This window comes from Arthrobacter crystallopoietes BAB-32 (assembly GCF_000328305.2).
Classification (GTDB): Bacteria; Actinomycetota; Actinomycetes; order Actinomycetales; family Micrococcaceae; genus Crystallibacter; species Crystallibacter crystallopoietes_A.
In genome coordinates this window covers 1-25885 of record NZ_ANPE02000057.1, presented here as the reverse complement: position 1 = coordinate 25885, position 25885 = coordinate 1, and the positions used below count along the sequence as shown (strand labels likewise).

The 25885-nt window shown below is 67.9% G+C and carries 21 protein-coding genes and 1 pseudogene; 5 read left to right on the top strand and 17 right to left on the bottom strand.

The window, feature by feature from the left end; translation table 11 throughout:
- The 9 genes and pseudogenes from D477_RS23795 to argC form a co-directional block, all read right to left on the bottom strand.
- Positions 1-1088 (bottom strand): DNA-3-methyladenine glycosylase (locus D477_RS23795; RefSeq protein WP_005266595.1); only part of this gene is annotated, 1088 nt, incomplete at its 3' end.
- The gene (locus D477_RS01545; RefSeq protein WP_005266594.1) at positions 1058-1360 is read right to left on the bottom strand and encodes an SRPBCC domain-containing protein; all 303 of its coding nucleotides are present in this window, start codon (positions 1358-1360) and stop codon (positions 1058-1060) included. The genes D477_RS23795 and D477_RS01545, both read right to left, overlap by 31 nt.
- Before the next feature lie 62 nt (positions 1361-1422).
- Positions 1423-2859: an argininosuccinate lyase gene (gene argH / locus D477_RS01540; protein WP_005266593.1), complete on the bottom strand. Its 1437-nt coding sequence runs from the start codon at positions 2857-2859 to the stop codon at positions 1423-1425.
- Between the two features lie 113 nt (positions 2860-2972).
- Complete coding sequence (locus D477_RS01535; RefSeq protein WP_005266592.1) at positions 2973-3500, bottom strand: arginine repressor; 528 nt, start codon at positions 3498-3500, stop codon at positions 2973-2975.
- The gene (gene argF, locus D477_RS01530; RefSeq protein ID WP_005266591.1) at positions 3497-4480 is read right to left on the bottom strand and encodes an ornithine carbamoyltransferase; all 984 of its coding nucleotides are present in this window, start codon (positions 4478-4480) and stop codon (positions 3497-3499) included. Before argF ends, D477_RS01535 begins: the two co-directional genes overlap by 4 nt.
- Positions 4477-5750, bottom strand: a pseudogene (locus D477_RS01525) (acetylornithine transaminase). Before D477_RS01525 ends, argF begins: the two are co-directional and overlap by 4 nt.
- Complete coding sequence (gene argB / locus D477_RS01520) at positions 5747-6667, bottom strand: acetylglutamate kinase (RefSeq protein ID WP_005266589.1); 921 nt, start codon at positions 6665-6667, stop codon at positions 5747-5749. The pseudogene D477_RS01525 and the gene argB overlap by 4 nt, the downstream one beginning before the upstream one ends.
- Positions 6668-6700: 33 nt before the next feature.
- Entirely contained in the window at positions 6701-7852 is a 1152-nt protein-coding gene (gene argJ, locus D477_RS01515) for a bifunctional glutamate N-acetyltransferase/amino-acid acetyltransferase ArgJ (protein WP_005266587.1), read from the bottom strand.
- Positions 7849-8880, bottom strand: a complete 1032-nt coding sequence (gene argC, locus D477_RS01510) for an N-acetyl-gamma-glutamyl-phosphate reductase (RefSeq protein ID WP_005266586.1) — start codon at positions 8878-8880, stop codon at positions 7849-7851. Before argC ends, argJ begins: the two co-directional genes overlap by 4 nt.
- Before the next feature lie 168 nt (positions 8881-9048).
- Here argC and D477_RS01505 point away from each other — a divergent pair, with 168 nt between their 5' ends.
- The 3 genes from D477_RS01505 to D477_RS01495 all read left to right on the top strand — a co-directional run bounded on the left by D477_RS01505 (position 9049) and on the right by D477_RS01495 (position 15375).
- Positions 9049-10014 carry a quinone oxidoreductase family protein gene (locus tag D477_RS01505; RefSeq protein ID WP_005266585.1) on the top strand — a complete coding sequence of 322 codons (966 nt, stop codon included), beginning with the start codon at positions 9049-9051 and terminating at the stop codon, positions 10012-10014.
- Between the two features lie 85 nt (positions 10015-10099).
- Complete coding sequence (locus D477_RS01500; RefSeq protein WP_005266584.1) at positions 10100-13972, top strand: Pls/PosA family non-ribosomal peptide synthetase; 3873 nt, start codon at positions 10100-10102, stop codon at positions 13970-13972.
- Positions 13969-15375, top strand: coding sequence for a M1 family metallopeptidase (locus D477_RS01495; RefSeq protein ID WP_005266583.1), 1407 nt, complete (start codon positions 13969-13971; stop codon positions 15373-15375). Before D477_RS01500 ends, D477_RS01495 begins: the two co-directional genes overlap by 4 nt.
- Here the strand turns inward: D477_RS01495 and D477_RS20960 are convergent.
- The 3 genes from D477_RS20960 to pheS all read right to left on the bottom strand — a co-directional run bounded on the left by D477_RS20960 (position 15341) and on the right by pheS (position 19782).
- Positions 15341-16057: a 4'-phosphopantetheinyl transferase superfamily protein gene (locus D477_RS20960; protein ID WP_005266582.1), complete on the bottom strand. Its 717-nt coding sequence runs from the start codon at positions 16055-16057 to the stop codon at positions 15341-15343. The two genes, D477_RS01495 and D477_RS20960, sit on opposite strands and share 35 nt — an antisense overlap.
- Positions 16058-16158: 101 nt before the next feature.
- Positions 16159-18699 carry a phenylalanine--tRNA ligase subunit beta gene (gene pheT / locus D477_RS01485; RefSeq protein WP_005266573.1) on the bottom strand — a complete coding sequence of 847 codons (2541 nt, stop codon included), beginning with the start codon at positions 18697-18699 and terminating at the stop codon, positions 16159-16161.
- Positions 18700-18702: 3 nt separating this feature from the next.
- On the bottom strand, positions 18703-19782 hold the full coding sequence (gene pheS, locus D477_RS01480) for a phenylalanine--tRNA ligase subunit alpha (RefSeq protein ID WP_005266570.1): 1080 nt from the start codon (positions 19780-19782) through the stop codon (positions 18703-18705).
- 736 nt (positions 19783-20518) lie between these two features.
- Here pheS and D477_RS01470 point away from each other — a divergent pair.
- Positions 20519-21580: an Rv2578c family radical SAM protein gene (locus D477_RS01470; protein WP_005266566.1), complete on the top strand. Its 1062-nt coding sequence runs from the start codon at positions 20519-20521 to the stop codon at positions 21578-21580.
- 43 nt (positions 21581-21623) lie between these two features.
- Here D477_RS01470 and D477_RS01465 read toward each other — a convergent pair whose 3' ends face one another.
- On the bottom strand, positions 21624-22070 hold the full coding sequence (locus D477_RS01465; RefSeq protein WP_005266565.1) for a (deoxy)nucleoside triphosphate pyrophosphohydrolase: 447 nt from the start codon (positions 22068-22070) through the stop codon (positions 21624-21626).
- Between the two features lie 158 nt (positions 22071-22228).
- On the opposite strand from D477_RS01465, the gene D477_RS01460 reads away from it, so the two are divergent.
- Positions 22229-23488: an MFS transporter gene (locus D477_RS01460; RefSeq protein WP_005266563.1), complete on the top strand. Its 1260-nt coding sequence runs from the start codon at positions 22229-22231 to the stop codon at positions 23486-23488.
- A 39-nt stretch (positions 23489-23527) separates the two neighbouring features.
- On the opposite strand, the gene D477_RS01455 is transcribed toward D477_RS01460, so the two are convergent.
- The 4 genes from D477_RS01455 to rpmI all read right to left on the bottom strand — a co-directional run bounded on the left by D477_RS01455 (position 23528) and on the right by rpmI (position 25444).
- Complete coding sequence (locus D477_RS01455) at positions 23528-24442, bottom strand: TrmH family RNA methyltransferase (RefSeq protein WP_043845213.1); 915 nt, start codon at positions 24440-24442, stop codon at positions 23528-23530.
- Complete coding sequence (locus D477_RS01450; protein ID WP_005266559.1) at positions 24439-24678, bottom strand: sunset domain-containing protein; 240 nt, start codon at positions 24676-24678, stop codon at positions 24439-24441. The genes D477_RS01455 and D477_RS01450 overlap by 4 nt, the downstream gene beginning before the upstream one ends.
- A complete protein-coding gene (gene rplT / locus D477_RS01445) occupies positions 24675-25133 on the bottom strand; it encodes a 50S ribosomal protein L20 (protein ID WP_005266558.1) in 459 nt (152 codons plus the stop codon). Before rplT ends, D477_RS01450 begins: the two co-directional genes overlap by 4 nt.
- Positions 25134-25249: 116 nt before the next feature.
- The gene (rpmI, locus tag D477_RS01440) at positions 25250-25444 is read right to left on the bottom strand and encodes a 50S ribosomal protein L35 (RefSeq protein WP_005266557.1); all 195 of its coding nucleotides are present in this window, start codon (positions 25442-25444) and stop codon (positions 25250-25252) included.
- Positions 25445-25885: the final 441 nt, after the last annotated feature.

Sequence of the window (25885 nt, the reverse complement as noted above, 5' to 3'; positions counted from 1 at the left end):
TTGCGTGCCGACGGCCGCCGGGCCTGCGCCACGGCGACCCCGTCGACCACTTCCCCGGCGCGGATCAGCACACCGGTGGCCTGGCCCGGGTGCCCGCAGACGATGTTCACGCAGTGGTGCATCCCGTACGTGAAGTACACGTAGATGTGCCCGGCGGGGCCGAACATGGCCTTGTTCCGGTTCGTCTGGCCGCGGAAGGCGTGCGAACCTGGATCACTCTCCCCCAGGTACGCCTCCACTTCGGTGATGCGCACGCCCACGCGGCCTTCCGCCGTCGTTTTGGCCAGTGTGGCCCCGAGCAGGCCCGGTGCAACGTCTACCGCGGGCCGCGCCAGCCAGTGCAGCAGGGCGGCATCCACTAGGGCTGGCTGCTGCCGGTCTGCCGCCGGTAGAAGTGCCGGAGCGCATCGAGCCGGTGCGCGGACAGGTGGACCTCGCCGCCGGAGAGCAGTACGGCCAGGGCATCCAGCCGGTGGTGCCAGAAAGCCAGCAGTTCCGGTGCGCGGGCGGCCGAATGCAGGTTGTGCCGCAGTCTTCAGCAGCGTCTTGCCGTTGGTCCCTTCCAGCAGCCAGTGCACTGAGCTCTCCTGGACCTCGGGGCTGCGCCAGCCGTAATCCAGCCCCTGGCCGTGCAGGACGTAGGAGACGTCGCCCTCCATGGTGAACGTTTCGAAGTCCAGCCGGATGGTCCCGCCAGCCTGCAGGTCCAGGCTGCCGGGCGCCAGCCAGTGTTCGAACTGTGCCGGCTCCGTGAGGGCCTGCCACACCGCTTCCCTGTCAGTCTTGAGCAGGCGGTCGAAATGGATGCATGGGCGTCCCGAATCCTTGCCCAGGGTGCCCATGGTGTGCGAGAGCGAATACTCGCGGGAGTAGGCTTCCCGCAGCTCATCCCAGCGCTGCGGCTGCGGCTGCGGGATCCGGCCGGCCGCCACGTCCTCCAATGCGTCCAGCAGGGTGTCCCAGCCGGCGCTGCCTTCGGTCAGGAAGTCCCGGTTTTCGGCGCGGGAGCGGAACTGCAGCAGCGTTCCGCCGTTGCTGTCCAGCGTCCGCCATTCAATCAGGCTTCGCCGCCGAGTTCGTCCTCCCAAGTGAACTGCAGGCTCAGCGGCGGATTCAACTGCAGCACGGTTCCGGTCACTGCTCCCCCGGCGACGTCCAGCTCGTAGGGCCGGCCCAGCTCGAACCCGGTGATCGGTTTGCCCAGCCACTTGGCCAGCTGGTCCGGTTCGGTCAGCAGGCTCCAGATGTACTGCCGCGGGTAGTCGAACTGCCGGTCGAAGGCCAGCACGTAGTCCGAATCCACCCGTTCGATCCGTCCGGAGGGAACCACCTTGTCCGCGTGCTGGCTCAGCGTCGTCATCGTCACATCCTCGGCTCGGTCGACTGGGGCTGCCTGAGCCAAAACTACCCCAAAGACCAAAGCTACCGGCCGGTAACTTCACCTTCGGCGTAGCTGCGCGCGGCCTCCAGCTGGACCGTGAGCTGCTCAAGCTGCTGCGCCACCGCGGCAGGTGCTGTGCCGCCCTGCGAGCTGCGGCTGTTGAGCGAGCCTTGGACCGTCAGCACCTCACGGACCTGCGGCGTCAGGTGCGCGGAGATACCCGCATAGTCCTCATCGCTGAGGTCCCAGAGCTCCACGCCGCGGCCCTCGGCCAGCTGCACGGCAGCGCCGGAGAGCTCGTGCGCTTCCCGGAACGGCACGCCCTGGCGGACCAGCCATTCGGCGATGTCCGTGGCAAGGGCGAAGCCCTGGGGAGCCAGCGACTCGAGCCGCTCGGTGTTGAACGTGAGCGTTGCGATCATGCCGGAAACGGCCGGCAGCAGCAGTTCGAGGGTGTCCGCGGCGTCGAAGACCGGCTCCTTGTCCTCCTGCAGGTCACGGTTGTAGGCCAGCGGCAGGCCCTTGAGCGTGGCCAGCAGGCCGGTCAGGTCGCCGATCAGCCGGCCGGCCTTGCCGCGGGCCAGTTCCGCCACGTCCGGGTTCTTCTTCTGCGGCATGATGGACGAACCCGTGGAGTAGGCGTCGTCGAGGGTCACGAAGGAGAATTCCTTGGTCGCCCAGAAGATGACTTCCTCCGAGATGCGGGACAGATCCACGCCGATCATCGAAGCGACCCAGGCGAACTCGGCGAAGACGTCCCGGGAGGCGGTCCCGTCGATCGAGTTCCAGGTGGCCGAATCGAAGCCAAGCTCGGCGGCGACGGCGTTCGGGTCCAGGCCCAGCGAGGATCCGGCCAGCGCGCCGGAGCCGTAGGGCGAAACCGCGGCCCGCTTGTCCCAGTCCTGCAGGCGCTGCACATCGCGCAGCAGCGCCCAGGCGTGGGCCAGCAGGTGGTGGCTGAGCAGGACCGGCTGGGCGTGCTGCAGGTGGGTCCGGCCGGGCATCGCCACGCCGTGGTGCTCCCGGGCCTGGGCAACCAGCGCATCCACCGTGGCCAGGACGCCCCGGGCGATAATCCGGGCGTGGTCGCGCAGGTACATGCGGCCGAGGGTGGCGATCTGGTCATTGCGCGAACGGCCGGCGCGCAGCTTGCCGCCGAGCTGGGTTCCGGCCCGTTCAATCAGTCCCCGCTCGAGCGAGCCGTGGACATCCTCGTCCGTGTCGGCCGCCACGTAGGCGCCGGAGCGGACATCCTCATCCAGCTGGTCCAGGGCGGAGATCATGTCCTTCAGCTCCGCGTCGTCCAGCAGCCCGGCTTGGTGCAGCACGCGGGCGTGCGCCCGGGAACCGGCGATGTCATACGGGGCCAGCCGCCAGTCGAAGTGCGTGGACTTGCTGAGGGCAGCGAGCGCGTCCGCGGGACCGCCGGCAAAGCGGCCTCCCCAGAGGGCTCCTTCGTTCGTTCCGTGCGCAGCCATGGCTACAATCCTTCGTCCGTTGGTACTTGTTCGCTCATCAGTAAATGTATGCCCCCGCACGCCGGACGCCGCGCCCAAGCTGCAGCGCCGCCGTCGTACCCGACCGGGTGGGGCTAGGCCTCGGTTTGCTGCGGATCGGCCAGCGCGAGGAACCGGGCGGCCACGTCCTCGCCGCCCTGCGGGTCCCGCGTCACCAGGAGCACGGTGTCGTCGCCTGCGATGGTGCCCAGAACCGCCGGCAGCACCGAGTGGTCGATCGCCAGCGCGAGGAAGTTGGCGGCGCCGGGCGGCGTACGCAGCACCACGATGTTGCCGGACGCCTCCGCGGTGACCAGCAGCTCGGCGCAGAGCTTGGCCAGCCGGGCGTCCAGCACTTCCTGGGTCAGCCCGGTCTGCGGCGAGCGGTTGCCGCCCTCGGAGCGGATCGCATAGACGAGCCCGCCGTCCACCCCACGGACCCGGATGGCGCCCAGCTCCACCAGGTCGCGGGACAGTGTGGCCTGGGTGACCTGGACGCCGTCGTCGGCCAAGAGCGCCGCCAGCTCCGCCTGGGACCGCACCGTTTCCGCTCCGAGGATGGCCTTGATCCGGGCCTGGCGGGCGGTTTTGGTGGACGGCTGCGAGGCCGGCTGGGCGCTCATTGCGCGCGCGCCCCCGCAGGCTCCAGCGTCGCCAGCCCGGAGGCGGCGAGCAGCCAGGCCATCAGCGCCTTCTGGGCATGAAGCCGGTTTTCGGCCTCGTCCCAGACCACGGACTGCGGCCCGTCGATCACGTCCGCGGCAATCTCATAGCCCCGGTAGGCGGGCAGGCAGTGCAGCACGACGGCGTCCGGGTCCGCGAGCTTCAGGGCAGCGCCGTCCACCGAGTAGGCGCGGAACAGTTCCATCCGCGCCGCCTTCTCGTCTTCCTGGCCCATTGAAACCCACGTGTCCGTTGCCACGACGTCGGCGCCGGCCAGGGCCTCGCCCGCGTCCGTGGTGATGGTGACCGAGGCGCCGGTTTCCGCGGCCCGTGCGCGCGCGGCCTCGACGATCCGCTCCTGGGGCAGGTAGCCTTCCGGACCGGCAATCCGCACGTGCATCCCTGCCGTCACGCCGGCCAGCAGATAGGAATTCGCCATATTGTTGGCAGCGTCACCCAGGTATGCCATGGTCAGCCCGGCGAGCTTGCCCTTGTGCTCGCGCACGGTCAGCAGGTCCGCCAGCAGCTGGCAGGGGTGGTAGTCGTCGCTGAGCGCGTTGATGACCGGAACGCGGGAGTTCGCGGCCATCTCTTCCAGGCCGGACTGGGCGTAGGTGCGCCACACGACGGTGGATACCATGCGCCCGAGCACCTTGGCCGAGTCCGCGATGGACTCCTTGTGGCCCAGCTGCGACTCGCCCGGGTTCACGATCAGCGCGCTGCCGCCCAGCTCGGCGATGCCCGCGGCGAAGGACACCCGGGTGCGGGTGGAGGTCTTGTCGAAAAAAACCGCCACGGTCTGCGGGCCAGCCAGCGGGCGGTAGCCGTAGCGGTCCTGCTTCATGGCCGCGGCCAGGTCCAGCACTTCGGCCTGTTCGGCCGGGCTCAGGTCCGTGTCCACCAGGAAATGGCGGACGACGGCGGTGTTCGGGGCGGTCACTTCTCCTCCTTGGGTGCGGCGGCGGCATAGAGTCCGGGCAGCGCGTCGACGAACCGCTGCACCTGTTCTGCCGTCACGATGAGCGGCGGTGCCAGGCGGATGGTTGCCGGGCCCGTGGAATTGACGATGAAACCGGCGTCCAGGGCGCGCTGGACCACGTCCGGCGCGATCTCCGTGGCCAGGTCGAAGCCGATCAGCAGGCCCTCGCCGCGGACCTCCGTGACGAAGTCGAGTCCGGCCAGCGCCCGGCGGACGGCTTCGCCCGTCTGCCGCACGTGCTCCAGCAGCTGCTGCGATTCGATGGTGTGCACGGTGGCCAGCGCGGCGGCGGTGCCACCGGGTTCCCGCCGAAGGTGGTTCCGTGCTGGCCGGCCGTGAGCAAGGTCGAAACCTCGTCGCCGAAGGTGATCATGGCTCCGATCGGGAAGCCGCCGCCGAGGCCTTTCGCCAGGGTCATGGCGTCCGGGAGCACCCCTTCGGAAGCGAACCACTTGCCGGTGCGGCCGATTCCGGTCTGCACCTCGTCGAAGATCAGCAGGGCGCCAGCCTCGCGGGTCAGCTCCCGGGCCAGCCGCAGATAGCCCTCCGGATAGCCGCGGACGCCGGCCTCGCCCTGGATCGGCTCGATGAACACGGCCGCCACGGTCTCGTCCACGGCAGCGCGCAGGGCGTCGGCGTCCCCGGCCGGAATGTGTTCGACTCCGGCGGGCAGCGGCTCGAAGGGCTCGCGGTAGGACTGCTTCCAGGTCAGGGCGAGGGCGCCCATGGTGCGCCCGTGGAATGCATTCTCCAAGGCGAGGATGCGCACCCGCTTGCCTCCGGCGTCGTTATTGCCGTGGCGGCGGGCGAGCTTGAACGCGGCCTCATTGGCCTCGGTGCCCGAGTTGGCGAAGAACACCTTGGACCCCGCGGGCGCCGCGGCCAGGCCCAGCAGCTTCTCGGCCAAGGCGATCTGGGTCGGGCTGGTGAAGAAATTGGACACGTGGCCCAGCGTGGCCAGCTGGCTGGAGACCACGCTGGTGACCAGCGGGTGGGCATGGCCCAGGGCGTTGACGGCGATGCCGCCGAGCAGGTCGAGGTACTCCTTGCCGTCCGCATCCCAGACGGTGCAGCCGCTGCCGCGGACCAGCACCCGCTGCGGGGTGCCGAAAACGCCCATCAGGGACTGGTTGTAGCGGCCGAGCAGGTCCTGGTTGTGCAGGCCCTCGAGTCCGGCCAGTTGCGCGGACACTTCCGCGGTGGGAGCGGCTGCTGCCTGGCTCTGGGTCATTCTGCTTCTCCGTCCGGTACGATCTGGGTCCCGATGCCCGCGGTGGTAAAGATCTCCAGCAGGATCGAGTGCGCCATGCGCCCGTCGACGACGGCGGCGCGCTCCACCGTGCCGTCGACCGCCTTCAGGCAGGCCTCCATCTTGGGGATCATGCCGGCCTCCAGCCCGGGCAGCAGTGCGCGCAGCTCGGAGGCGGTCAGCGACGAGAGCAGCGACGACTTGTCCGGCCAGTTCGCGTAGAGGCCTTCAACATCGGTCAGGATGACCAGGCGCGAAGCGCGCAGGGCGTCGGCGACGGCGGCTGCCGCGGTGTCGGCGTTGACGTTGAGCACGTTGCCCGAGTTCCCGCCGTTGCTGCCTGTCTCCGGCGCGACGGTGGAAATCACCGGGATCCGGCCGGCCTCCAGCAGGTCGAGGATGGCCGACGGGTTGACGCCGACAACTTCGCCGACCAGGCCCAGGTCCACTTCTTCGCCGTCCACCACGGTGCCGGTACGCACCGCCTGCAGCAGGCCGCCGTCTTCGCCCGAGAGGCCGACCGCGTACGGCCCGTGCGCGTTGATCAGGCCGACCAGCTCGCGGCCGACCTGCCCGGTCAGGACCATGCGGACCACGTCCATGGCTTCCGGCGTGGTCACGCGCAGGCCGCCCTTGAACTCGGATTCGATGCCCAGCCGCTTGAGCATGGTGTTGATCTGCGGGCCGCCGCCGTGCACGACGACGGGCTTGATGCCCACGTGGTGCAGGAACACGATGTCTTCGGCGAACGCGCGGCGGAGCTCGTCGTTGATCATGGCGTTGCCGCCGTACTTGATCACCATGGTGGTGCCGGCGAAGCGCTGGATCCAGGGCAGCGCCTCAACCAGGGTGGCGGCTTTGTCCTGCGCCACGAGCATGGGGGTGTTCGGGGAGGTCATGGGGTCCTTCGGTTGCGGACGGCGGCCGGGCCGTCAGCTGGAGTAGGCGGAGTTTTCGTGGACGTAGTCGTGGGTCAGGTCGTTGGTCCAGATCGTCGCCGATTCGGTGCCTGCGTTCAGGTCAATAACGACGACGACGTCGCGCCCCTCGAGGTTCACCTGGTCGCGTGGATCGCCGACGCCGCCGTTGCGGCACACCTGGATGCCGTTCATGGTGACGTTCAGGTTCTCCGGCTCGAAGACCGCGTCGGTGGTGCCGACGGCCGAGAGCACCCGGCCCCAGTTCGGGTCCTTCCCGAAGATCGCCGTCTTGAAGAGGTTCGACCGGGCGACCGCCCGGCTGACCGTCTCGGCGTCGCGCTCCGAGTGCGCATTGATCGTGGTGACCGCGATGTCGTGGCTGGCGCCCTCGGCATCGGTGATCAGCTGGCGGGCCAGGTTGCTGCACAGCACGGTGAGGCCGCGGCTGAATTCGGCCAGGTCCGGCACTGCCCCGGAAGCGCCGGAGGCCATCAGCACGACGGTGTCGTTGGTGGACATGCAGCCGTCCGAATCGGTCCGGTCGAAGGTGACCCGGCAGGCTTCCCGCAGCGCCATCTCCAGCGCCGACGGATCGATGTGGGCGTCCGTGGTAATGACCACCAGCATCGTGGCCAGGCCCGGTGCCAGCATCCCGGCGCCCTTGGCCATTCCGCCGATGGTGTAGCCGGTGCCGTTGAACACGGCCTGCTTGGACACCGAGTCGGTGGTCATGATGGCGGTCGCGGCGTCCGCTCCCCCGTCCGCACACAGCGCTTGGGCGGCGGCTTCCACGCCGGGCAGCAGCTTGTCCATGGGCAGTTGCTCGCCGATCAGGCCCGTGGAGCAGACCAGCACGTCGCCGGCCGAGATGCCCAGCACGTCTGCTGTCTTCTCCGCCGTGCGGTGGGTGTTCTGGAAGCCCTCGGCCCCCGTGCAGGCATTGGCGCCGCCGGAGTTCAGGATCACTGCGTCGGCCCGGCCGTCGCTGATGGCCTGCCGGGACCAGTGCACGGGCGCCGCGGCCACGCGGTTGGACGTGAAGACGGCGGCAGCGGACTTCGACGGGCCTTCGTTGACCACCAGGGCCACGTCCGGGTTGCCGGAGGCCTTCAGTCCGGCGGTGACGCCTGCGGCGCGGAATCCCTGGGCAGCGGTAACGCTCACGGTGCAACTCCCTGGTGCGATAGGCCTGCGGTTTCTTCGAGCCCCAGGGCGATGTTCATGGACTGGATGGCTCCGCCGGCGGTTCCCTTGGCCAGGTTGTCGATCGCGCAGGAGACGATGACCCGGCCCGCGTGTTCGTCGTACGCCAGCTGCAGCGCCACGTGGTTCGACCCCTGGACGGCCTTGGTGTGCGGCCACTGTTCTTCGGGCAGCACGTGGACGAACGGTTCGTCGGCATAGGCCTTGGTCCAGGCCCGTCGCAGCTGGTCCCCATCCACGCCGGCCTTGACCCGTGCCGTCGCGGTGGACAGGATGCCGCGGCTCATCGGCGCGAGCGTGGGCGTGAACGAAACTCTCACCTGTTCGCCGGCTGCCGCTGAAAGGCCCTGCTCGATTTCCGGAGTGTGCCGGTGGCCGCCGCCGACGCCGTAAGGACTCATCCCGCCCATGACCTCGGAGCCCAGCAGGTGGACCTTCGCCGACTTGCCCGCCCCGGAGGTTCCCGAGGCCGCCACGATGACCACGTCCTCGGCCTCGAGCAGGCCCGCACTGAAGCCCGGCGCCAGCGCCAGCAGCGAACTCGTCGGGTAGCAGCCGGGCACGGCGATGCGCTTGGCACCCTGCAGCCGATCCCGGTGGCCGGGCAGCTCGGGCAGGCCGTACGGCCAGGACCCGGCATGGGCCGAACCGTAGAACTTCTCCCACGCGATCGGATCCTCCAGCCGGTGGTCCGCTCCGGCATCGATCACCAGCGTGTCCTTCGGCAACTGGGCCGCGATCTCGGCACTTGCTCCGTGCGGCAGGGCCAGGAAGACCACATCGTGTCCGGCCAGGTTCTCCACGGTGGTTTCGCTCAACACCCGGTCTGCCAGCGAATGCAGATGGGGCTGCAGGCCGCCGAGCAGGCCGCCGGCGTTGCTGTGCGCCGTGATGGCTCCGATCGAGACGTCAGGGTGGGACGACAGCAGGCGCAGGACCTCGCCGCCGGCGTAGCCGCTCGCCCCGGATACCGCTACGGAATAAGTCATGCCGCCACTATACAGCAAATTTATTCATTACGAAGGATATTTATGCAAAGCTACGATGGGGCACGATGCCGGGCTCGGCCGCCTCCGCGCCTGAGTCTAGCCACACCGGCGGCCCCGCCGCAGGTGCATCCATGAAAAGCACGCGTTTGTGAAGGAGCAGGAAAGCCCATGGCCAAGGCAATAGTTGCAGCAGTACCCGGTGGACCCGAAGTCCTGAAGCTGCAGGACGTCGACAAGCCCGAACCCGGTCCCGGCCAGCTGCTGGTCAAAATGGCCGCGGCCGGCGTGAACTTCATCGAAACCTACGAGCGCAGCGGCGTCTACAAGGTGCCGTTCCCCTACACGCCGGGCAGCGAAGGCGCCGGCACGGTCGAGGCCATGGGTGACGGCGCAGCGGGATGGGCGCCGGGCGACCGGGTGGCCTTCTGCGAAGCAGCGCGCACCTATGCCGAATACGCGCTGGTCGATGCGGCCAAAGCACTGGCCGTGCCGGACGGGATCAGCGATGAAACGGCCGCAGCCATACCGCTGCAGGGTTTGACCGCCCATTACCTGGTCAATTCCAGCTTCAAGGCCGTGGCAGGCCAGACCATCCTCACCCATGCCGGCGCCGGCGGTGTGGGACTGATCCTGACGCAGCTGCTCAAAGCCAAGGGCGTCCGTGTCATCACCACCGTGTCATCGGACGAGAAGGCGGAACTGGCCAAGGCGGCCGGGGCCGATGAAGTCCTGCGCTACGACGGTTTCCCCGACAAGGTCCGTGAACTCACCGGCGGCACCGGGGTGGATGCCGTGTACGACGGCGTGGGCAAGGATACGTTCGACGGTTCCCTCGCCAGCCTCCGCACCAGGGGCACCATGGTGCTCTTCGGCGGAGCATCCGGCCAGGTCCCGCCGTTCGACCTGCAGCGGCTGAACGCCGGCGGCTCCCTCTTTGTCACCCGGCCGAAGCTCAAGGACCACTTGCTCAACGCCGAAGAGCGGCGCTGGCGGGCCGGGGAAATTTTCGCCGCGGTGCAGGAGGGCAAGCTGGACATCAAGATCGGTGCAACCTATCCGCTGGCCGACGCGGCGCGCGCCCATGAGGACCTGCAGGGCAGGAACACTACCGGAAAGGTGCTGCTGCTTCCGTAAGATTGGACACTTGGACGCGTTAGCTTGGGCACTTTCGGGCGGCTTTAGGGTAACCGGTTCACTTTAGTAGGGAACAGTTGATAGGATGCCGACCTTCCTGCCCCAGCTGCCCGGCTCGTCCACGACGCCCGAGCCGCGCACCCTGATTGACATTCTCGTCGCCAGCGCGGAGGCCCACCCCGATGCCACCGCGCTGGACGACGGACACCAGCCGCTGAGCTACAGCGAACTGCTGGAAGAGGTGCGCGCCAAAGGACGCCTCCTGCACCAGTCAGGCCTCGGCGCCGGGGACAAGATCGGTGTCCGGATCGCCTCGGGAACGCGCGAGCTGTACATCGCCATCCTGGCCATCATGTACGTCGGCGCCGCCTACGTTCCGGTGGACGCGGATGATCCGGACGAACGCGCCCGGCTCGTCTTCGGCGAGGCCAAAGTCGCGGGGATCCTGACCGACGGCGGCCGGATCGACGTAGCGCCCGGCAGGCCCGCTCCGTTCCCCCAGGCGCGGCCGGCCGAACTGGGCGACGACGCCTGGATCATCTTCACTTCGGGCTCGACCGGAACGCCCAAGGGGGTGGCCGTGACGCACCGGTCCGCAGCAGCCTTCGTGGACGCCGAAGCCCGGATCTTCCTGCAGTCCGAACCGCTGGGGCCGCAGGACCGGGTACTGGCTGGCCTGTCCGTGGCCTTCGACGCTTCCTGCGAAGAAATGTGGCTTGCCTGGCGGCATGGTTCCTGTCTGGTCCCCGCGCCGCGCTCCCTGGTGCGCAGCGGCATGGACCTGGGGCCCTGGCTGCTCAGCCGCAACATCACCGCCGTCTCCACGGTCCCCACCCTGGCGGCCCTGTGGCCCGCCGAAGCCCTCGAGAACGTCCGTCTGCTGATCTTCGGCGGCGAAGCCTGCCCGCCGGAGCTCGCGCGGCGGCTGGCCGTGGAGGACCGCGAAGTCTGGAACACCTACGGTCCCACCGAAGCGACCGTTGTCGCGTGCGCCGCTCCGCTGGGCGGCGACGGCCCGGTCCGCATCGGCCTGCCGCTGGACGGCTGGGACCTGGCGGTTGTGGATGAAGCAGGCATCCCCGTTCCGGAAGGCGCAACCGGCGAGCTCATCATTGGCGGCGTTGGCCTCGCCCGCTACCTCGACCCGGCCAAGGATGCCGAGAAGTACGCGCCGATGCCGACACTGGGCTGGGAACGGGCCTACCGCAGCGGAGACCTGGTGACCTATGATCCGGCCGGCCTGCTCTTCGTCGGCCGGGCGGACGAGCAGGTCAAGCTCGGCGGACGCCGGATCGAGCTGGGCGAAGTGGACGCCGCGCTGCAGGCCCTGCCCGGTGTCTCGGGTGCCGCCGCGGCCGTCAAGACCACGGCCTCGGGCAACCAGCTGCTGGTCGGCTATCTGGCCACCCCGGACGGCTGCGACCTGGACCGTGCCCGCGAACTCCTGGCCGGCCAGCTGCCGGCCGCCCTGGTTCCGCTGCTGGCCGTGGTGGACACGCTGCCCGTCAAGACCAGCGGCAAGGTGGACCGCAACGCACTCCCCTGGCCGTTGCCGGGTGCCGGTAGCACGGACGACGGCGGCCTTCCGGACCTTGCGCCGGACGCGGCCTGGATCGTCGAGCAGTGGGAAGCAGTGCTGGGCACCTCGGTTTCCTCCCTCGACGCCGATTTCTTCGCCCACGGCGGCGGGTCGCTGGCCGCCGCCCAGCTGGTTTCCGCCCTGCGGGTGCGCTATCCGACCATCGCTGTCTCCGAGATCTACGCCCATCCTCGCATCGGCGCCTTGATCGACGCCGCCCGCCAGTCCCTGCCGGATGATGAGCCGGCCGTGCCGCAGGAACGCGCTGTCCGGCGGACCAAGCGCAAGGCCCAGGTCTTCCAGACCCTCATGGGCATCCCGCTGGTCATGCTGATCGGGATGCGCTGGCTGACCTACCTGATGGCCATCAACAACGTCCTCGCGCTCCTCGGAGTGCTGCCGGACGCGCCGGTAGTGTCCTGGTGGTGGGTGCTTGCCCTGTGGGCCGTCTTCGTCAGCCCGCTCGGCAGGATGGGAATTTCCGTAGCCGCCGCCCGGCTGCTGCTGCGCAAGGTGGAGCCGGGCAACTACCCCCGCTCCGGGAAAATCCATCTGCGGCTGTGGCTGGCCGAGCAGATCGCCGACATGGCCGGTTCCGTATCCCTGGCCAGCGCGCCTTTCGTGCCGTACTACGCCCGCGCCCTGGGCGCGACGATCGGACGCAATGCCGACCTGCACTCCATCCCGCCCGTCACCGGCATGCTCTCCGTTGGCGCCGGCGCCGCGGTGGAACCGGAGGTCGACCTTTCCGGCTGGTGGATCGACGGTGACCGCGTCCACATCGGCGCCATCGAGATCGGCGCAGGCGCCTCGATCGGTGCCCGAAGCACACTGATGCCGGGGGCCAAGGTCGGCGCCCACGCCACGATCGCCCCCGGTTCGGCGGTCAGCGGCAAAGTCAAGGCCGGACTGCACTTCTCCGGTTCTCCCGCGGTGCGGAAGGGCAAGGCAAAGCAGGACTGGCCGGAGGCTCCAGCGGCGTCCTCGCCGCTGTGGACGCTGTTCTACCCGCTCGCCTCGGGGCTGTTGGCGCTGATCCCCTACATCGCCGGCGCAGCGGCTGTCGCCGTCGTCGTACTCCTGGTCCCCTTCGGTACAAGCCTCACGGCGTCCTTCCTCCCGCTGCTGGCAGCAGTACCACTGGCCGCTGCCGTGTGGTTCGCTGCAAACCTGCTGCTCGTCGCCGTGACGGTCCGGTTGCTCGGCGTTGGGCTGCGGCCCGGATTCCACCGGGTACGGAGCCGGATCGGGTGGCAGGTCTGGGCCACCGAACGTGTCCTGGACCTGGCCCGCGACCTGCTTTTCCCCATCTATGCCAGCCTCTTCACGCCAGTCTGGCTGCGCATGCTGGGCGCCAAGGTCGGCCGGAACGTGGAAGTGTCCACCGTGCTGCTGATCCCCAAGATGACCACGATCGGCGAAGGGGCGTTCCTGGCCGACGACACCATGGTGGCCTCCTACGAACTCGGCGGCGGCTGGATGAAGGTGGCGCCGGCCAAGATCGGCAAGCGCTCGTTCCTGGGCAACTCGGGCATGACCGCCGCAGGCCGGCGCGTCCCGAAGAACTCGCTCGTCGCAGTGCTCTCCGCCACCCCGGCCAAGGCCAAGTCCGGCTCCTCCTGGCTGGGCAGTCCGCCGGTGCGGCTGCCGCGTACTGAGGTCGAAGCCGATGCCAGCCGCACGTTCAATCCTCCGGCCCGGCTGAAGCTGGCCCGCGCGCTGTGGGAGCTGTGCCGGTTCGTGCCCGTAGCCCTGACCGTCGCCCTCGCCTTGTCCGTGCTGGTGGCCCTCGACTGGGTTGCCGATTCCTACGGCTACTTCGCGGCTGCTCTGGCGGGCGGTCTGGTCCTGCTCGGAGCCGGAGCCGCCGCGGCGGGCAGTTCGGTGCTGGCCAAATGGCTGCTGGTCGGGCGGATCCGGGCGGGCGAACACCCGCTTTGGAGCTCCTTTATCTGGCGCAACGAAGTCGTCGACACCTTTGTGGAGCTGGTCAGCGCGCCCTGGTTCGGCCGGATCGCCACGGGGACTCCGGCCCTCGTCTGGTGGCTGCGCGGACTAGGCGCCAAAATCGGCCACGGCGTCTGGTGCGAGAGCTACTGGCTGCCCGAGGCGGACCTCGTCACCCTCGGCGACGGCTCGACCGTGAGCCGCGGCTGCGTGGTCCAGACGCACCTCTTCCACGACCGCGTGATGAGCATTGATACGGTGGAACTCGCGGCCGGCGCCACGCTCGGGCCGCACGGAGTCATCCTTCCCGCCGCATCCATCGCTGCCGGGGCCACGGTTGGACCGGCATCCCTGGTCATGCGCGGCGAGACCGTACCGTCGGCCAGCTACTGGATGGGCAACCCCGTACGACCTTGGACCGACGCATCATGAGCTTGAACGCCGAGACCGACCCCGCCACGGCTGCCACCGACGCAGGGCAGCCTGCCGCCGCGCATGCCGCTGCCTACCGCCCTGACGCCTACGTCCCGCAGGCCGGCAGCGCCGCCTTCGCGGTGGCCCATTACGATCTCGACCTGGAGGTGAAGCTCGCGTCCAACCGGCTCGCCGGACGGGCACGGCTGTCCGTTAGCATCCTCGAACCGGCCCAGCGGCTGGAGCTGGACCTCACCGGCCTGACCGTATCCAAAGTGCAGGTCAACGGGCAGCGGCCGAAGAAGATCGCCCAACGCGGCGGCAAGCTCGTGCTGACGCTCGGAACGGTGCTGGAAACCGGAACGGAGCTGGACCTTGAGATCCGCTACGAAGGTACTCCGGCTCCGGTGCGCGGCCTCTGGGGCGATGTGGGCTGGGAGGAACTGACCGACGGCGTCTTGGTCGCCGGCCAACCGAACGGTGCGTCCTCCTGGTTTCCGTGCAACGACCACCCCAGCGACAAGGCCACCTACCGGATTGCCGTCACCACGGACGCGGGGTACCGGGCTGTTGCCAACGGCGACCTGGTGGCCCACAGCAAGAAGGCCAGCCGGGAAACGTGGGAATACCGGATGGAGCAGCCGATGGCCAGCTACCTCGCCACGGTGCAGATCGGCCGGTACGGCCTCGAGGACCTGGTGCCGGCCCAACAGCGTACCGCCGCGCACAGCAGTGGCGTCGTGGCCCAGCATCTGGCAGCCCCTGCTGCCCTGGCCGGCGACGCCCGCGCCAGCCTGGCCCGCCAGGAACACATGATGGAAGTCTTCACGCGGCAGTTCGGGCCGTACCCGTTCAGCCGCTACACCGTCGTCGTCACCGAAGACGAACTGGAAATACCGCTGGAGGCCCAGTCGCTGTCCATCCTGGGACGGAACCACCTGGACTCGTCCTGGGAAGCGCAGCGGCTGATTGCCCATGAACTCTCGCACCAGTGGTTCGGAAATTCGCTCACAGCCACGCGCTGGCAGGATATCTGGCTGCACGAGGGCTTTGCCTGCTATGCCGAGTGGATCTGGTCAGAGGAGTCCGGCTCCCTGTCGGCCGCAGCGCGGGCCAATGCCGCGTGGAAAAAACTGGCCGGGCTGCCGCAGGACATTGTCGTCGGCAATCCCGGACCCGAGCTGATGTTCGATGACCGGGTCTACAAGCGTGGCGCCCTGACGCTGGAAGCCCTGCGCCGCAGTGTCGGGTCGGAGGCGTTCTTCCGGCTGCTGCGGCGGTGGGGCACCGAGCACCGGCACGGTTCAGTGGACACTGCCATGTTCTCCGCGCTGGCGCAAGCCGAGACCGGCTTCGACGTCGGCAGCCTGCTGGACCGCTGGTTGTTCAGCTCCGCTTTGCCAGAGCTTCCCGGAACGTAATTCCAGGCTGGGAAGAGCCTCCCACCGCCAGCGCGGCGGCCAAGGTGGCCGGCACCGGCACGCCTTGGACGGAGGTGGGCAGCTCGACGTCGAGCAGGCGGATGCCCGGCCGCTCCCCTGCATCGCCGGGCCAGAGCACCAGCGAGGGGTTGCCGTCCCCGTCCGCCACACCGACGGTATCGGGCGCCAGCCGCAGCCCATGGCCGGTTGACTTTAGCAGGGCCTCCTTGCGGATCCACAGCCGGGCCCGCAGCAGCCGGGCAGAATCCGACGATTCGACCAGGACGCGTTCCTCGTCCGTCAGCGCGACCGAGTCGATGTTGTCCAGTTCACCGAAAGCGTCCGAGGCGGTGTCTTCCAGGTCGACGCCCAGCAGGACCGGCCGGAAGATCAGCGCAGCCAGCAGCCACTCGCCGTGGCGGCTGTAGCTGAGCCGCACCGGCGCCGGTGCCCCATCGAGCTCCAGCTGCGGCTGGCCGTGGTTGCCGTCGTCGCCGCGCTGGCAATCCCGGCAATGGAAGACCAGCCTGAGCCGTTCCAGCGGCACGTCAAGTTCTTCGGCGGCCATGGCCAGGACGGCCTCGCGTGCCCGCCGGCGGATACCGTCCCTCCGCGACTGCTGCCCGTGGTCTGCGGCCTCATCGTCCAGATGGACTAGGCGGAGAATCACCTCGGCCTTCATTGCTGCATCATCCCTACCCCCGATGGCGGCGGGAACCGGCACTCAGGCCGGTCCCGCCGTCGTTGTTCAATTCGCTGCTGCCGAACGCCCTGGTGGGCGGTTCAGCGTTGGACGGCGCCGAAACGCTCCGCAGCCAGCGCAACCGCCGCGGCGCGTGCCTCCGATGCTTCCTCCGCAGTCAAAGTCCGGTCATTGGCGCGGAAACGCAGCCCAAAAGCCAACGACTTCTTGCCCGCTTCAATTCCGGCGCCGGAGTAGACGTCGAACAGCGCAACATCCTCCAGCAGCTCACCGGCTCCCTCGCGCAGCGCGTCAAGCACCGTGCTGGCCGGGGTGTCCGCGTCGACGACGAGGGCCACATCCTGCGTAGCGAGCGGGAAGGTGGAGATGTGCTTCGCGACGATCACATCCGGGGCTGCGGCGAACAGCAACTCGGCGTTCAGCTCGAAAGCCACCGTGCGGGCCGGCAGGTCGCGGGCGGCCAGCAGCTTCGGATGCAGTTCGCCGGAGTAGCCCACAGTCTCGCCGGAGCGCAGCAAAATCCTCGCGGTCCGTCCCGGGTGGAAGGCCTGGTGCAGCCCCTGCTCGATGACCAGTTCGACTCCGAGGACGTCGCCGATCAGCCGGGCGATGTCCAGCGCATCCGCCCAGTCCCAGGGGCGCGGGGTGTGGTTCGCGCCGGCCGGCGAGTCGTGGCCCATGAACACCGCGGCGATGTGCAGCGGCTGGTCCGGGATGCCGCCGTACAGATCATCCAGCACGTCCTCGGCCGGCAAGGCGCCAAGCGGCGGGATGGACGCGGACCCAAGCCGCTCGCCCGGCAGGAACACCAGCCCGGCCTCGTAGACGGCCAGGTCGCGGAAGCCGCGCGAGTGGTTGCGCCGTGCCGTCTCCAACAGGCCCGGCAACACGCTGGTACGCAGGTAGCCGTGCTCGTCGCTCAGCGGATTGGCCAGCTTCAGGGCGCTGCGCCCGGCGCCGTCCGGCGAGCCGAAAGTGTCATTGTCCGCCTTCGTGACGAAGGGGTAGGACAGCACCTCGGTCAGCCCTGCGTCAGCCAGCGACTGCATCACCCGGCGGCGCTGCTGCTGCGTGCGGGTCAGGCCGCGCCCGGGCGGCGCCACCGGCAGGGTTGCCGGAATCTTGTCGTAGCCGACCAGCCGGGCGATTTCCTCCGTCAGGTCCTCTTTGATGACCAGATCCTGGCGCCAGCTCGGCACCGTAACCCGGTATCCGCCGTCGTACTTTTCCACCCCCGCACCCAGATCCTCCAGGGAGGTAACGATCTGTTCCTCACTGAAGTCGATGCCGATGCGTTCGGCCGGGTAACCCGCCGGCAAGTCAATAACGACGGCGGCCGGTTCCTGCCCGGCGTCCGTTGCCGTGGTGTCTGCGGTACCTCCGGCCAGTTCGATCAGCAGGTCGACGGCCCGCTGGGCCGCCTCGTCGGCGACGTGCCAGTCCACGCCGCGTTCGAAGCGCTTGGATGCCTCGGACGGCAGCTTGTGCCGCCGCCGCGAACGGGCGATGCTGACTTCCTCGAAATGCGCCGCTTCGATCAGGATATTCACCGTGCTGTCGGACACCTCGGTGGCAGCACCGCCCATGACACCGGCGATGCCGATGGCGCCGGAATCATCCGTGATGAGCAGGTCCTCCGGATCGAGCTTCCGGACCTTCCCGTCGAGCGTCTCCAGCGTCTCGCCCTGGTTCGCGCGGCGGACCACAATGTCGCCGGAGAGCTTGTCCAGGTCATAGAAGTGCAGCGGCTGGCCCAGTTCCAGCATCACGTAGTTCGAGATGTCCACGATGAGCGAGATGGAACGGATCCCGGCCAGGCGCAGGCGGGAGGACATCCAGGTCGGCGTGGGCCGGGACGGGTCCACGCCGCGGACCGTGCGCGCCACGAAGCGGTCGCAGCCGGGCGTGCCGTAGATCGGTGCCTGGTCCTGGAGCCGGACCGGGTAGCCAGGCCCCGTCGCTGCCGCCACAGCGACACCGGCGGCAGGATCCTTGAACTCGGTGCCGGTGGCGTGCGCGTATTCACGTGCCACACCGCGGATGGAGAAGCAGTAGCTGCGGTCCGGAGTGACGTTGATCTCGGCCGCTTCGTCGTACAGGCTGAGCAGCTCGAGGGCATCAGCGCCGAGCTCCGGGTCCAGGCCAAGAGTAGAGAGCACCAGGATGCCGTCGTGGTCCTCGCCGATGCCGAGCTCGCGGACGGAGGCGATCATGCCGGCAGAGACGTGGCCGTAGGTCTTGCGCGGCGTGATCCGGAAATCGCCGGGCAGCACAGCACCGGGCAGGGTGACTACGACCTTGTCTCCGGGTTCGAAGTTGTGCGCGCCGCAGACGATGCCTTGCACACCGGAAGGATCGATACCCTCGCCCGTCAGGGTCTGTTCCTGGCCCTCCGGCACCACGCGGACCTGGCACCAGTTGATGGTCTTGCCGTTGGACTGCGGTTCCTTCTCCGCGGAGAGCACCTGGCCGACGACGATCGGACCCTTCAGCTCGTCCAGCGGGCGATGGACATCTTCTTCTTCCAGACCGACCTTGACGAGCTCGGCCATGACGCCTTCAGCAGTTGCCTCGGCGGGAACCTGGGCATACTCACGCAACCAGGAAAGTGGGATACGCATTTACTAGATCTCCATCCCGAAGTGTTCGCTGAATCGGACGTCGCCCTCGATCAAGTCGTGCATGTCTCCGACTTCATTGCGGAACATCAGCGTGCGCTCGATGCCCATGCCGAAGGCGAAGCCGGAGTAGACCTCCGGGTCGATGCCGGCTGCCCGCAGGACGTTCGGATGCACCATGCCGCAGCCGCCCCACTCGATCCACTGCGGGCCGCCCTTCGCGCCCGGGTGCCAGATATCGAGTTCTGCGGACGGCTCGGTGAAGGGGAAGAAGTTGGGACGCAGCCGGATGGACGCCTCGGCGCCGAACATCTGGCGCGCGAAATGCTCCAGCGTGCCGCGCAGGTCCGCCATCGACAGTCCTTTGTCGATGGCCAGGCCTTCGAACTGGTGGAAGACCGGCGTGTGCGTGGCGTCGAGCTCATCGGTGCGGAAAACCTTACCCGGGCAGAGGACGTAGACCGGAAGATCCCGCTCCAGCATCGACCGCACCTGGACCGGCGACGTATGGGTGCGCATCAGCAGGTGGGCCTCCGGCGGTTCGACGAAGAAGGTGTCCTGCATTTCGCGCGCCGGGTGGTCCGGCTTGAAGTTCAGCGCGTCGAAGTTGAACCATTCGGATTCCACCTCGGGGCCCTCGGCGATCTCCCAGCCCATGCCGACGAAGATGTCACTGACTCGCTCCTGCAGCACGGAGAGCGGGTGCCGGGCACCGGCACGACGGCGGCGGGGGGCTGCCGTAACATCCACGGCTTCCTCGACCAGGATCTGGGCATCCCGCTCGGCTTCGAGCTCCTCCGTGCGCGAGGCGAGCGCCTTGTTCAACCGGCCCCGCGCCGGACCGATAAGCTTGCCGGCTGCGGCCTTGTCCGCCTTGTCCAGCTTGCCGATCTCCCGGTTGGCCAGGCTCAACGGCGACTTCTCACCGGTATGGGCGATCCGTGCCGCTTTCAGTTCCTCGAGGTTGGCTGCAGCCGCGATGGCATCCAGCGCCCGCTCGACGGCGGCGGCGATGGCTGCTTCATCCAGCGGATGCGGCACGGCGGCAACCTGGGGGGATTCGGTCCCCACGGTGGTTTCAGACATGTGTGAGTTCTTACCTTCGGCTAGCGAACAAGCACCGCGACGGTACGTGCGGCACCTCTGGCCCGGCAACCGGGCTTGTCGTGGCATCAATAAGTCTAGTGGACACCACTGACGCTCATTGAACCGGGGCCCATCCCGAGCCGCGACGGGTCGGCCTCGCAGGTGCCCCGACGCCCCGGAACCTATCATGGGGCCATGACCGCCGCTGAACGTCTGCGCCGCCTTCTCAACTGGATTAACCTGTCGTCCCTGCTGGGCATCGGAACCGCCAGGTTGGCCCGCTGCACGCTTCGGAATGGACCGCGGGGGTTGATCATCGCGGACGGTTACAGCTGGCCGCTACCTAAGGCAGCCGCCTTCACCCTAGGCAACGTCGTGCTGTTCCGGTCATCCGCAGCGCACTTGGCCAACAACCCCGCCCTGCTCCGACATGAAGCGCGGCACAGTTCCCAGTACGCCGCCTGTCTGGGCCTCCCGTTCCTGCCGCTGTACTTTGCAGCGGCCGGCTGGTCCTTGTTGAGGACGGGCGATCCTGCCTCACGCAACCCTTTCGAGCGGCACGCGGGGCTCCACGAGGGCGGCTATACGGAACGCCCGCTCCGCAGCAGGACGGCAAAATCCACCAAGGTGCGGTGGAGAGTCCGGCGATAATTCGGCCCAACGGTAAACGGCTCTCCAACATCGGCCCAAAAGTCGGACGCTTGCCACATATTCGAATCTGTGTTCGAATAGGAAGATGCGTTGGGACGGACAAAAGCTGGCTACGGAAGACGCCTCTGCCCTGCCCGGCCTGAGGCGAATGGCGGGGCTCCTCCGGTCCACCCGCACGCCGGAATTCAGCGGCGTGACCTTCCACGAAATTGCATGCAAGTCGGCACTCAGCCGCGTGCCCGCCCAGTCCCATATGCCATTCGAATGGACCATCAATCCCACACGCGGTTGCCTGCACCAGTGCACCTACTGTTTCGCCCGCAAGACGCACGAATACCTCGACCTCGATTCCGGCCGCGATTTCGACACCCAAATCATCGTCAAGACGAACATCGTGGACGTGCTTCGCCGGGAACTGGCCAAACCGTCCTGGAAGCACGAGCCGGTAGCGTTGGGAACCAACTCGGACCCCTACATGCGGGCCGAAGGCCGGTACCAGCTCATGCCCGGGATCATTAGGGCCCTCTCGGATTCCGGGACGCCGTTTTCAATTCTTACCAAGGGACCTCTCCTCAAGCGCGATCTGCCCCTCCTCGCTGAGGCGTCCCGAAGGGTTGATATCGGGATCGGCGTATCGTTGGCGTTCGCCCACGCGCACCTGCAGCAGCAGGTGGAGCCCGGCACTCCTACGCCTCAGGCCCGGCTGGACCTCATCAAGGCGGTGTCCGACGCCGGCTTCGCTTGCGGTGTCATGGCCATGCCGATCCTGCCGTGGCTGACCGACGGCGACGAACATCTGGACCTGTTGTTCTCACGGCTCGCCGCTGCCGGGGCGTCCGGCGTCACCGCTGGAGCTTTGCACCTGCGGCCCGGAGCACGCGAATGGTTCCTGCAGTGGCTGGCACGCGAATACCCGCAGCTCGTTGCCCGCTATCAAGGTCTCTACAACGGAGGGACGTATGCGTCGAAGGATTACCGCCATTGGCTCGCTGGCCGGGTCAGGTATTTCCAGAGCAGGCATGGCCTCACTGGCCGGGCGGCACAGCTGCGCGTGTTGAAGGCGCCCTCAACGCGGTCAGCCGACTCCCTGAACGCAGACTCCAGCACGCTGCCGGCGCTGTCGCTGGCCGAGCCCACCCTGTTCTGAAGCACCCTGCCCGTGCCAACCGGTTAGAACGGGCCGTCGCCCGTCACGGCACGACCGGCCCCACCCGCTGTATCGCCGCGAGCAACGCATGGACGATGGGGAAATCCGCGGGGATCCATGGGAGGTTCATCAGGTCCTCGGACCGCAAGGATACCCAGCGCAGCTCATCGTGGTCTTCCAAGGGCGCTGGCTCGCCGTCGACGATGCACGCGCACCACACCCGCATTGCGGCCGCATCATTCAACGGCCACCCCTGCTGGAGCGGACCGATGAGTTCGAACCCCAGTTCAATGCCGACACCCAGCTCCTCGCGGAGCTCCCGCCGGAGGGCGCCCTCGCAGCGCTCCCCCGGTTCCACCTTTCCGCCGGGGAACTCCCACATCCCGGCCAGGCTCTCGGGCGCACTCCGCCGGGCGACGAGCAATTTTGACGGTGCCGACAAGGAATCGAGAACTGCTGCGCCGACAATCTGCTTCAGGCTTTGATCCACGCCACGAGTCTACGGTGATGGAGCTCGCGACGAGGCAGGCTGTCAAGTGTTCTCAGCTACAGTGGGGCATGGACAACGGCGTCGACACGTTATGTCATAGGGCCGGCAGGCCGTACTGCTGCGCTCCTATCGCCCCCTAGTCTTCCGGAGTCCTGCATATGCCATCCGCCAGTGCCCAGAGCCGCCCATCAACCGCCAGGGCAGTACCGGTAACCGCCGCAATTATCGCTCTCGCTGCCGGCGGCTTCGGCATCGGTACCACCGAGTTCGCCATCATGGGCCTGCTCCAGAACGTCGCTGAGGGACTGCAGGTCAGCATTCCGCAGAGCGGCCAATTGATCTCGGCCTATGCCCTCGGCGTGGTCGTCGGCGCCCCGGTGCTGGCCGCCCTGGGAGCGCGCCTGCCACACAAGTACCTGGCTTTAGGCCTGATGGCTCTCTTCACCGTCGGCAACCTATCCTCCGTCTTTGCACCGGGCTTCTCTTCGATGCTCGTTACCAGGTTTATCTCCGGTTTGCCGCACGGTGCATATTTCGGGGTCGCCGCGGTGATCGCCGCCTCACTCGTTGCCCCGGTGAAACGCGCGCGGGCCGTCGCTGCCGTCATGCTTGGCCTCGCCGTCGCGAATGTTATCGGCGTGCCCTTGGTGACTTGGCTGGGACAACAGTACGGCTGGCGCCTGATGTTCGTGGCGGTGGGCATCATCGGCGCCATTACCCTGGTCCTGATCCAGCGGTTTGTCCCGTTCTCGCCTGCGCACGCGGAGGCAAGCATGCGCCGGGAACTTCGGGCCCTGAAACGAATCCAAGTGTGGCTCGCCCTGCTCATCGGCGTCGTCGGCTTCGGCGGGTTCTTCGCCGTCTATTCGTACATCAGCCCCACCATGACCGATGTCGCCGGCCTGCCCGAAGCCGCCCTACCGATCGTCGTCGGCCTTTACGGGCTCGGCATGGTCGCGGGGAACATCATCGGCGGCCGGTTGGCCGACCGCTCGGTGATGGGCAGCATCTATATCGTCATGACGGCCATTATCGGCGTACTTGTGCTCTTCTGGGCCGTCGCCGACGTCGCCGTCCTGGCAGTGGCGGTGGTGTTCCTGGTCGGCGTCGCCGGCTCCAGCCTCATACCGGGCTTGCAGACGCGGCTCATGGACGCCTCGCCGGATGCGCAGACACTGGCAGCCTCGCTGAACCACTCGGCGCTGAACATGGCCAACGCCTTGGGCGCCTTCCTCGGCGGCGCCGTGATCTCTGCCGGCTGGGGCTACCGGGCCCCCGCTCTGGTAGGCGCCGGCCTGGCCGTTCTGGGACTTGGCGTGGCGCTGGTGTCAGGCCTGCTCGACCGCAGGTCTCATGCTCCGGCCGTTCCGGGCAAAGAGGCGGAAGTGTCCAACCGAAAGAAGACAATGAAGGCCTAGCCGTGGCGGCCCCGTGGCCCAGCCGAAGACTGGTGCCGTCTATACCAACTCGCGCTGGGCCCGGGCAGAAGCGTACAGGCAGACTGTTGCAGCCGTGCCGACATTCAGGCTCTCGGCCTGTCCATAGAGGGGAACTGCGACGCGGTACTGAGCCGAGGCCAGTTCAGCATCGGAGAGGCCCTGCCCTTCGTTGCCAAAAAGCCAGGCTGTGGCGGCTTCCAGGGCCGGGCCCGTTCGTTCGGGACTGCCCGACCCGACCTCCTGATTCCCCAATCGACGCAGAGCGCTCTCATCCTGCAGTCTGTCCAAGTCGATGTCTCCGTAGCCGTCTGCCGCAAGCAGCACGATACCGCGCGCCTGCAAGCGTTGAATAAGCACCTCGAAGTCGACTCCCGTGACTACAGGCAAGTGGAAGAGGGAGCCCACCGTGGACCTCACGGCCTTGGGATTGTAAATATCGACGCTGGAACTGGTCAGGATCACAGCATCCGCGCCCGCCGAGTCAGCTGCGCGAAGGACGGTTCCCGCATTTCCCGGGTCCTGGACCCGCACCATGACCGCCAGCAGCCGCGGTCCGGCCGCCAGAACGTTATCCAGCGTCCGGTCGACAAAGTGGCACACCGCAACGATTCCTTGGGGACTGACCGTATCGGCCATGGCTGCGATGACGTCGTCGCTGGCCAGCCGCAGAGGCAGCCCGGAAGCCAGATCTGGGAACTCAGGATACCGCTCGAGGCAAACCTCGGTGGCAAACACCTCGGCCACAACCGGAGGGAGGCCTTCGTCGATGGCAGCGCGGTGGGCGAGCAGAGCCTCGCGCACAGCCTGCGGGCCCTCGGCCAAAAACTGGCGGCGCTTTAAACGCGCCGGGCGCCCGGCCAGCTTGGCTACATCCTTCACCCGATCTGCTCGGGGATTGGACATAACTGCTGGTGGGCGCCCGGTAGTGCTCATAGAGCGACTATAGCGTCACCTCGGAAGGCAGTTTGACCGAATTTACTCGGCGAGTTTCTGGCGGGCTTCGCCGCCAGCAGGCTCGTAGCCGGCAGCTTGGCAGCCTCGACGGACTCGAACCAGTAAACCGGTGCGGTCTGCTCATACCAGGTCGAACCCGGCACGTGGTACTTCTTGGACTGGTTGCCCTTGATGACGAAGCCTTCCGGAGCGTCCTGGCCGTCGACAGCCTTCACAGCGCCGGCAACATCACCCTCGGCAGCAACCGGGGCAGCTTGGCAGCAGGGGCAGCCTTGGCGGGGGCGGCCTTGCGCTCGGCCGGAGCCGAGGTGTCGGAGGGCAGCGCGTTCTTGGCGATCTGCACCAGCGCGGCGAACGTGTTGGCGTCGGACACCGCCAGTTCCGCGAGCATGCGGCGGTCAACCTGGACGTCAGCGGCCTTCAGGCCCTGGATGAGACGGTTGTAGGTGAGACCGTTGGCGCGGGACGCAGCGTTGATGCGCTGGATCCAAAGACGGCGGAAGTCGCCCTTGCGCTTGCGGCGGTCGCCGTAGCTGTACACGAACGAGTGCAGCAGCTGTTCCTTGGCTTTGCGGTAGAGACGGGACCGCTGGCCGCGGTATCCGGACGCGCGCTCGAGGATAACCCGGCGCTTCTTGTGGGCGTTGACTGCCCGCTTCACACGTGCCACGTGCGTACTCCTTTAGGTGAGGGAACCCTCGCCGGGACCATGGTCCGGCGGCGGGAATTTGCTGGAAAGACCCCGGAAACGGCAGCCGTGGCCGCGCCCTTGGTCCAAGGGTGGTGCTAGATGCCGAGCATCTTCTTGATGTTCTTCACATCAGCCGGAGCAACAATCTTGTCGCTGGCCAGACGGCGCGTCAGCGTGGAGGCCTTGTGCTCCAGGTAGTGGCGACGGTTGGCCTGCTGCCGCTTGAGCTTGCCGCTGCCGGTGAGCTTGAAGCGCTTCTTGGCGCCACTGTGGGTCTTCTGCTTCGGCATAGCTGCCGTTCTCCTTACGTGTTCCTCCGGCCAGCGGCCATCGGTTTGAGCGGCTCCCAAGAGGGAGCCGGCGGTTGACATGTCTGCCGGAGCGCGAGAGCTGAATGCTCCCGCGCTGCCAGATGAACCGGCCTTGTGTCAGCTCTTGGAGCTGCCGCGGCCGGAAGGCTTGGGTGCCGAGGGCTTGGCCGGGCCTGGCATGGGCTTCGGACGGGCCTGCGGCTTGGGGGCCTGGCCTACGGACGGCTTTGGCGCTGTCGGCGCCTTCGGTGCCGGCGCCGCCTGCGGCTTGGGCACGGGAACTGCCTTCGGCTGCGGCTGCTCCTTTTCGGTCGCCGGTGCAGGTGCATCACCAGCGGGCGCTTCAGCTGCCGGCGCTGCGGCTGTCGGCGCTTCAGCTGCCGGCGCTTCAGCTGCCGGCGCTGCGGCTGCCGGCGCTTC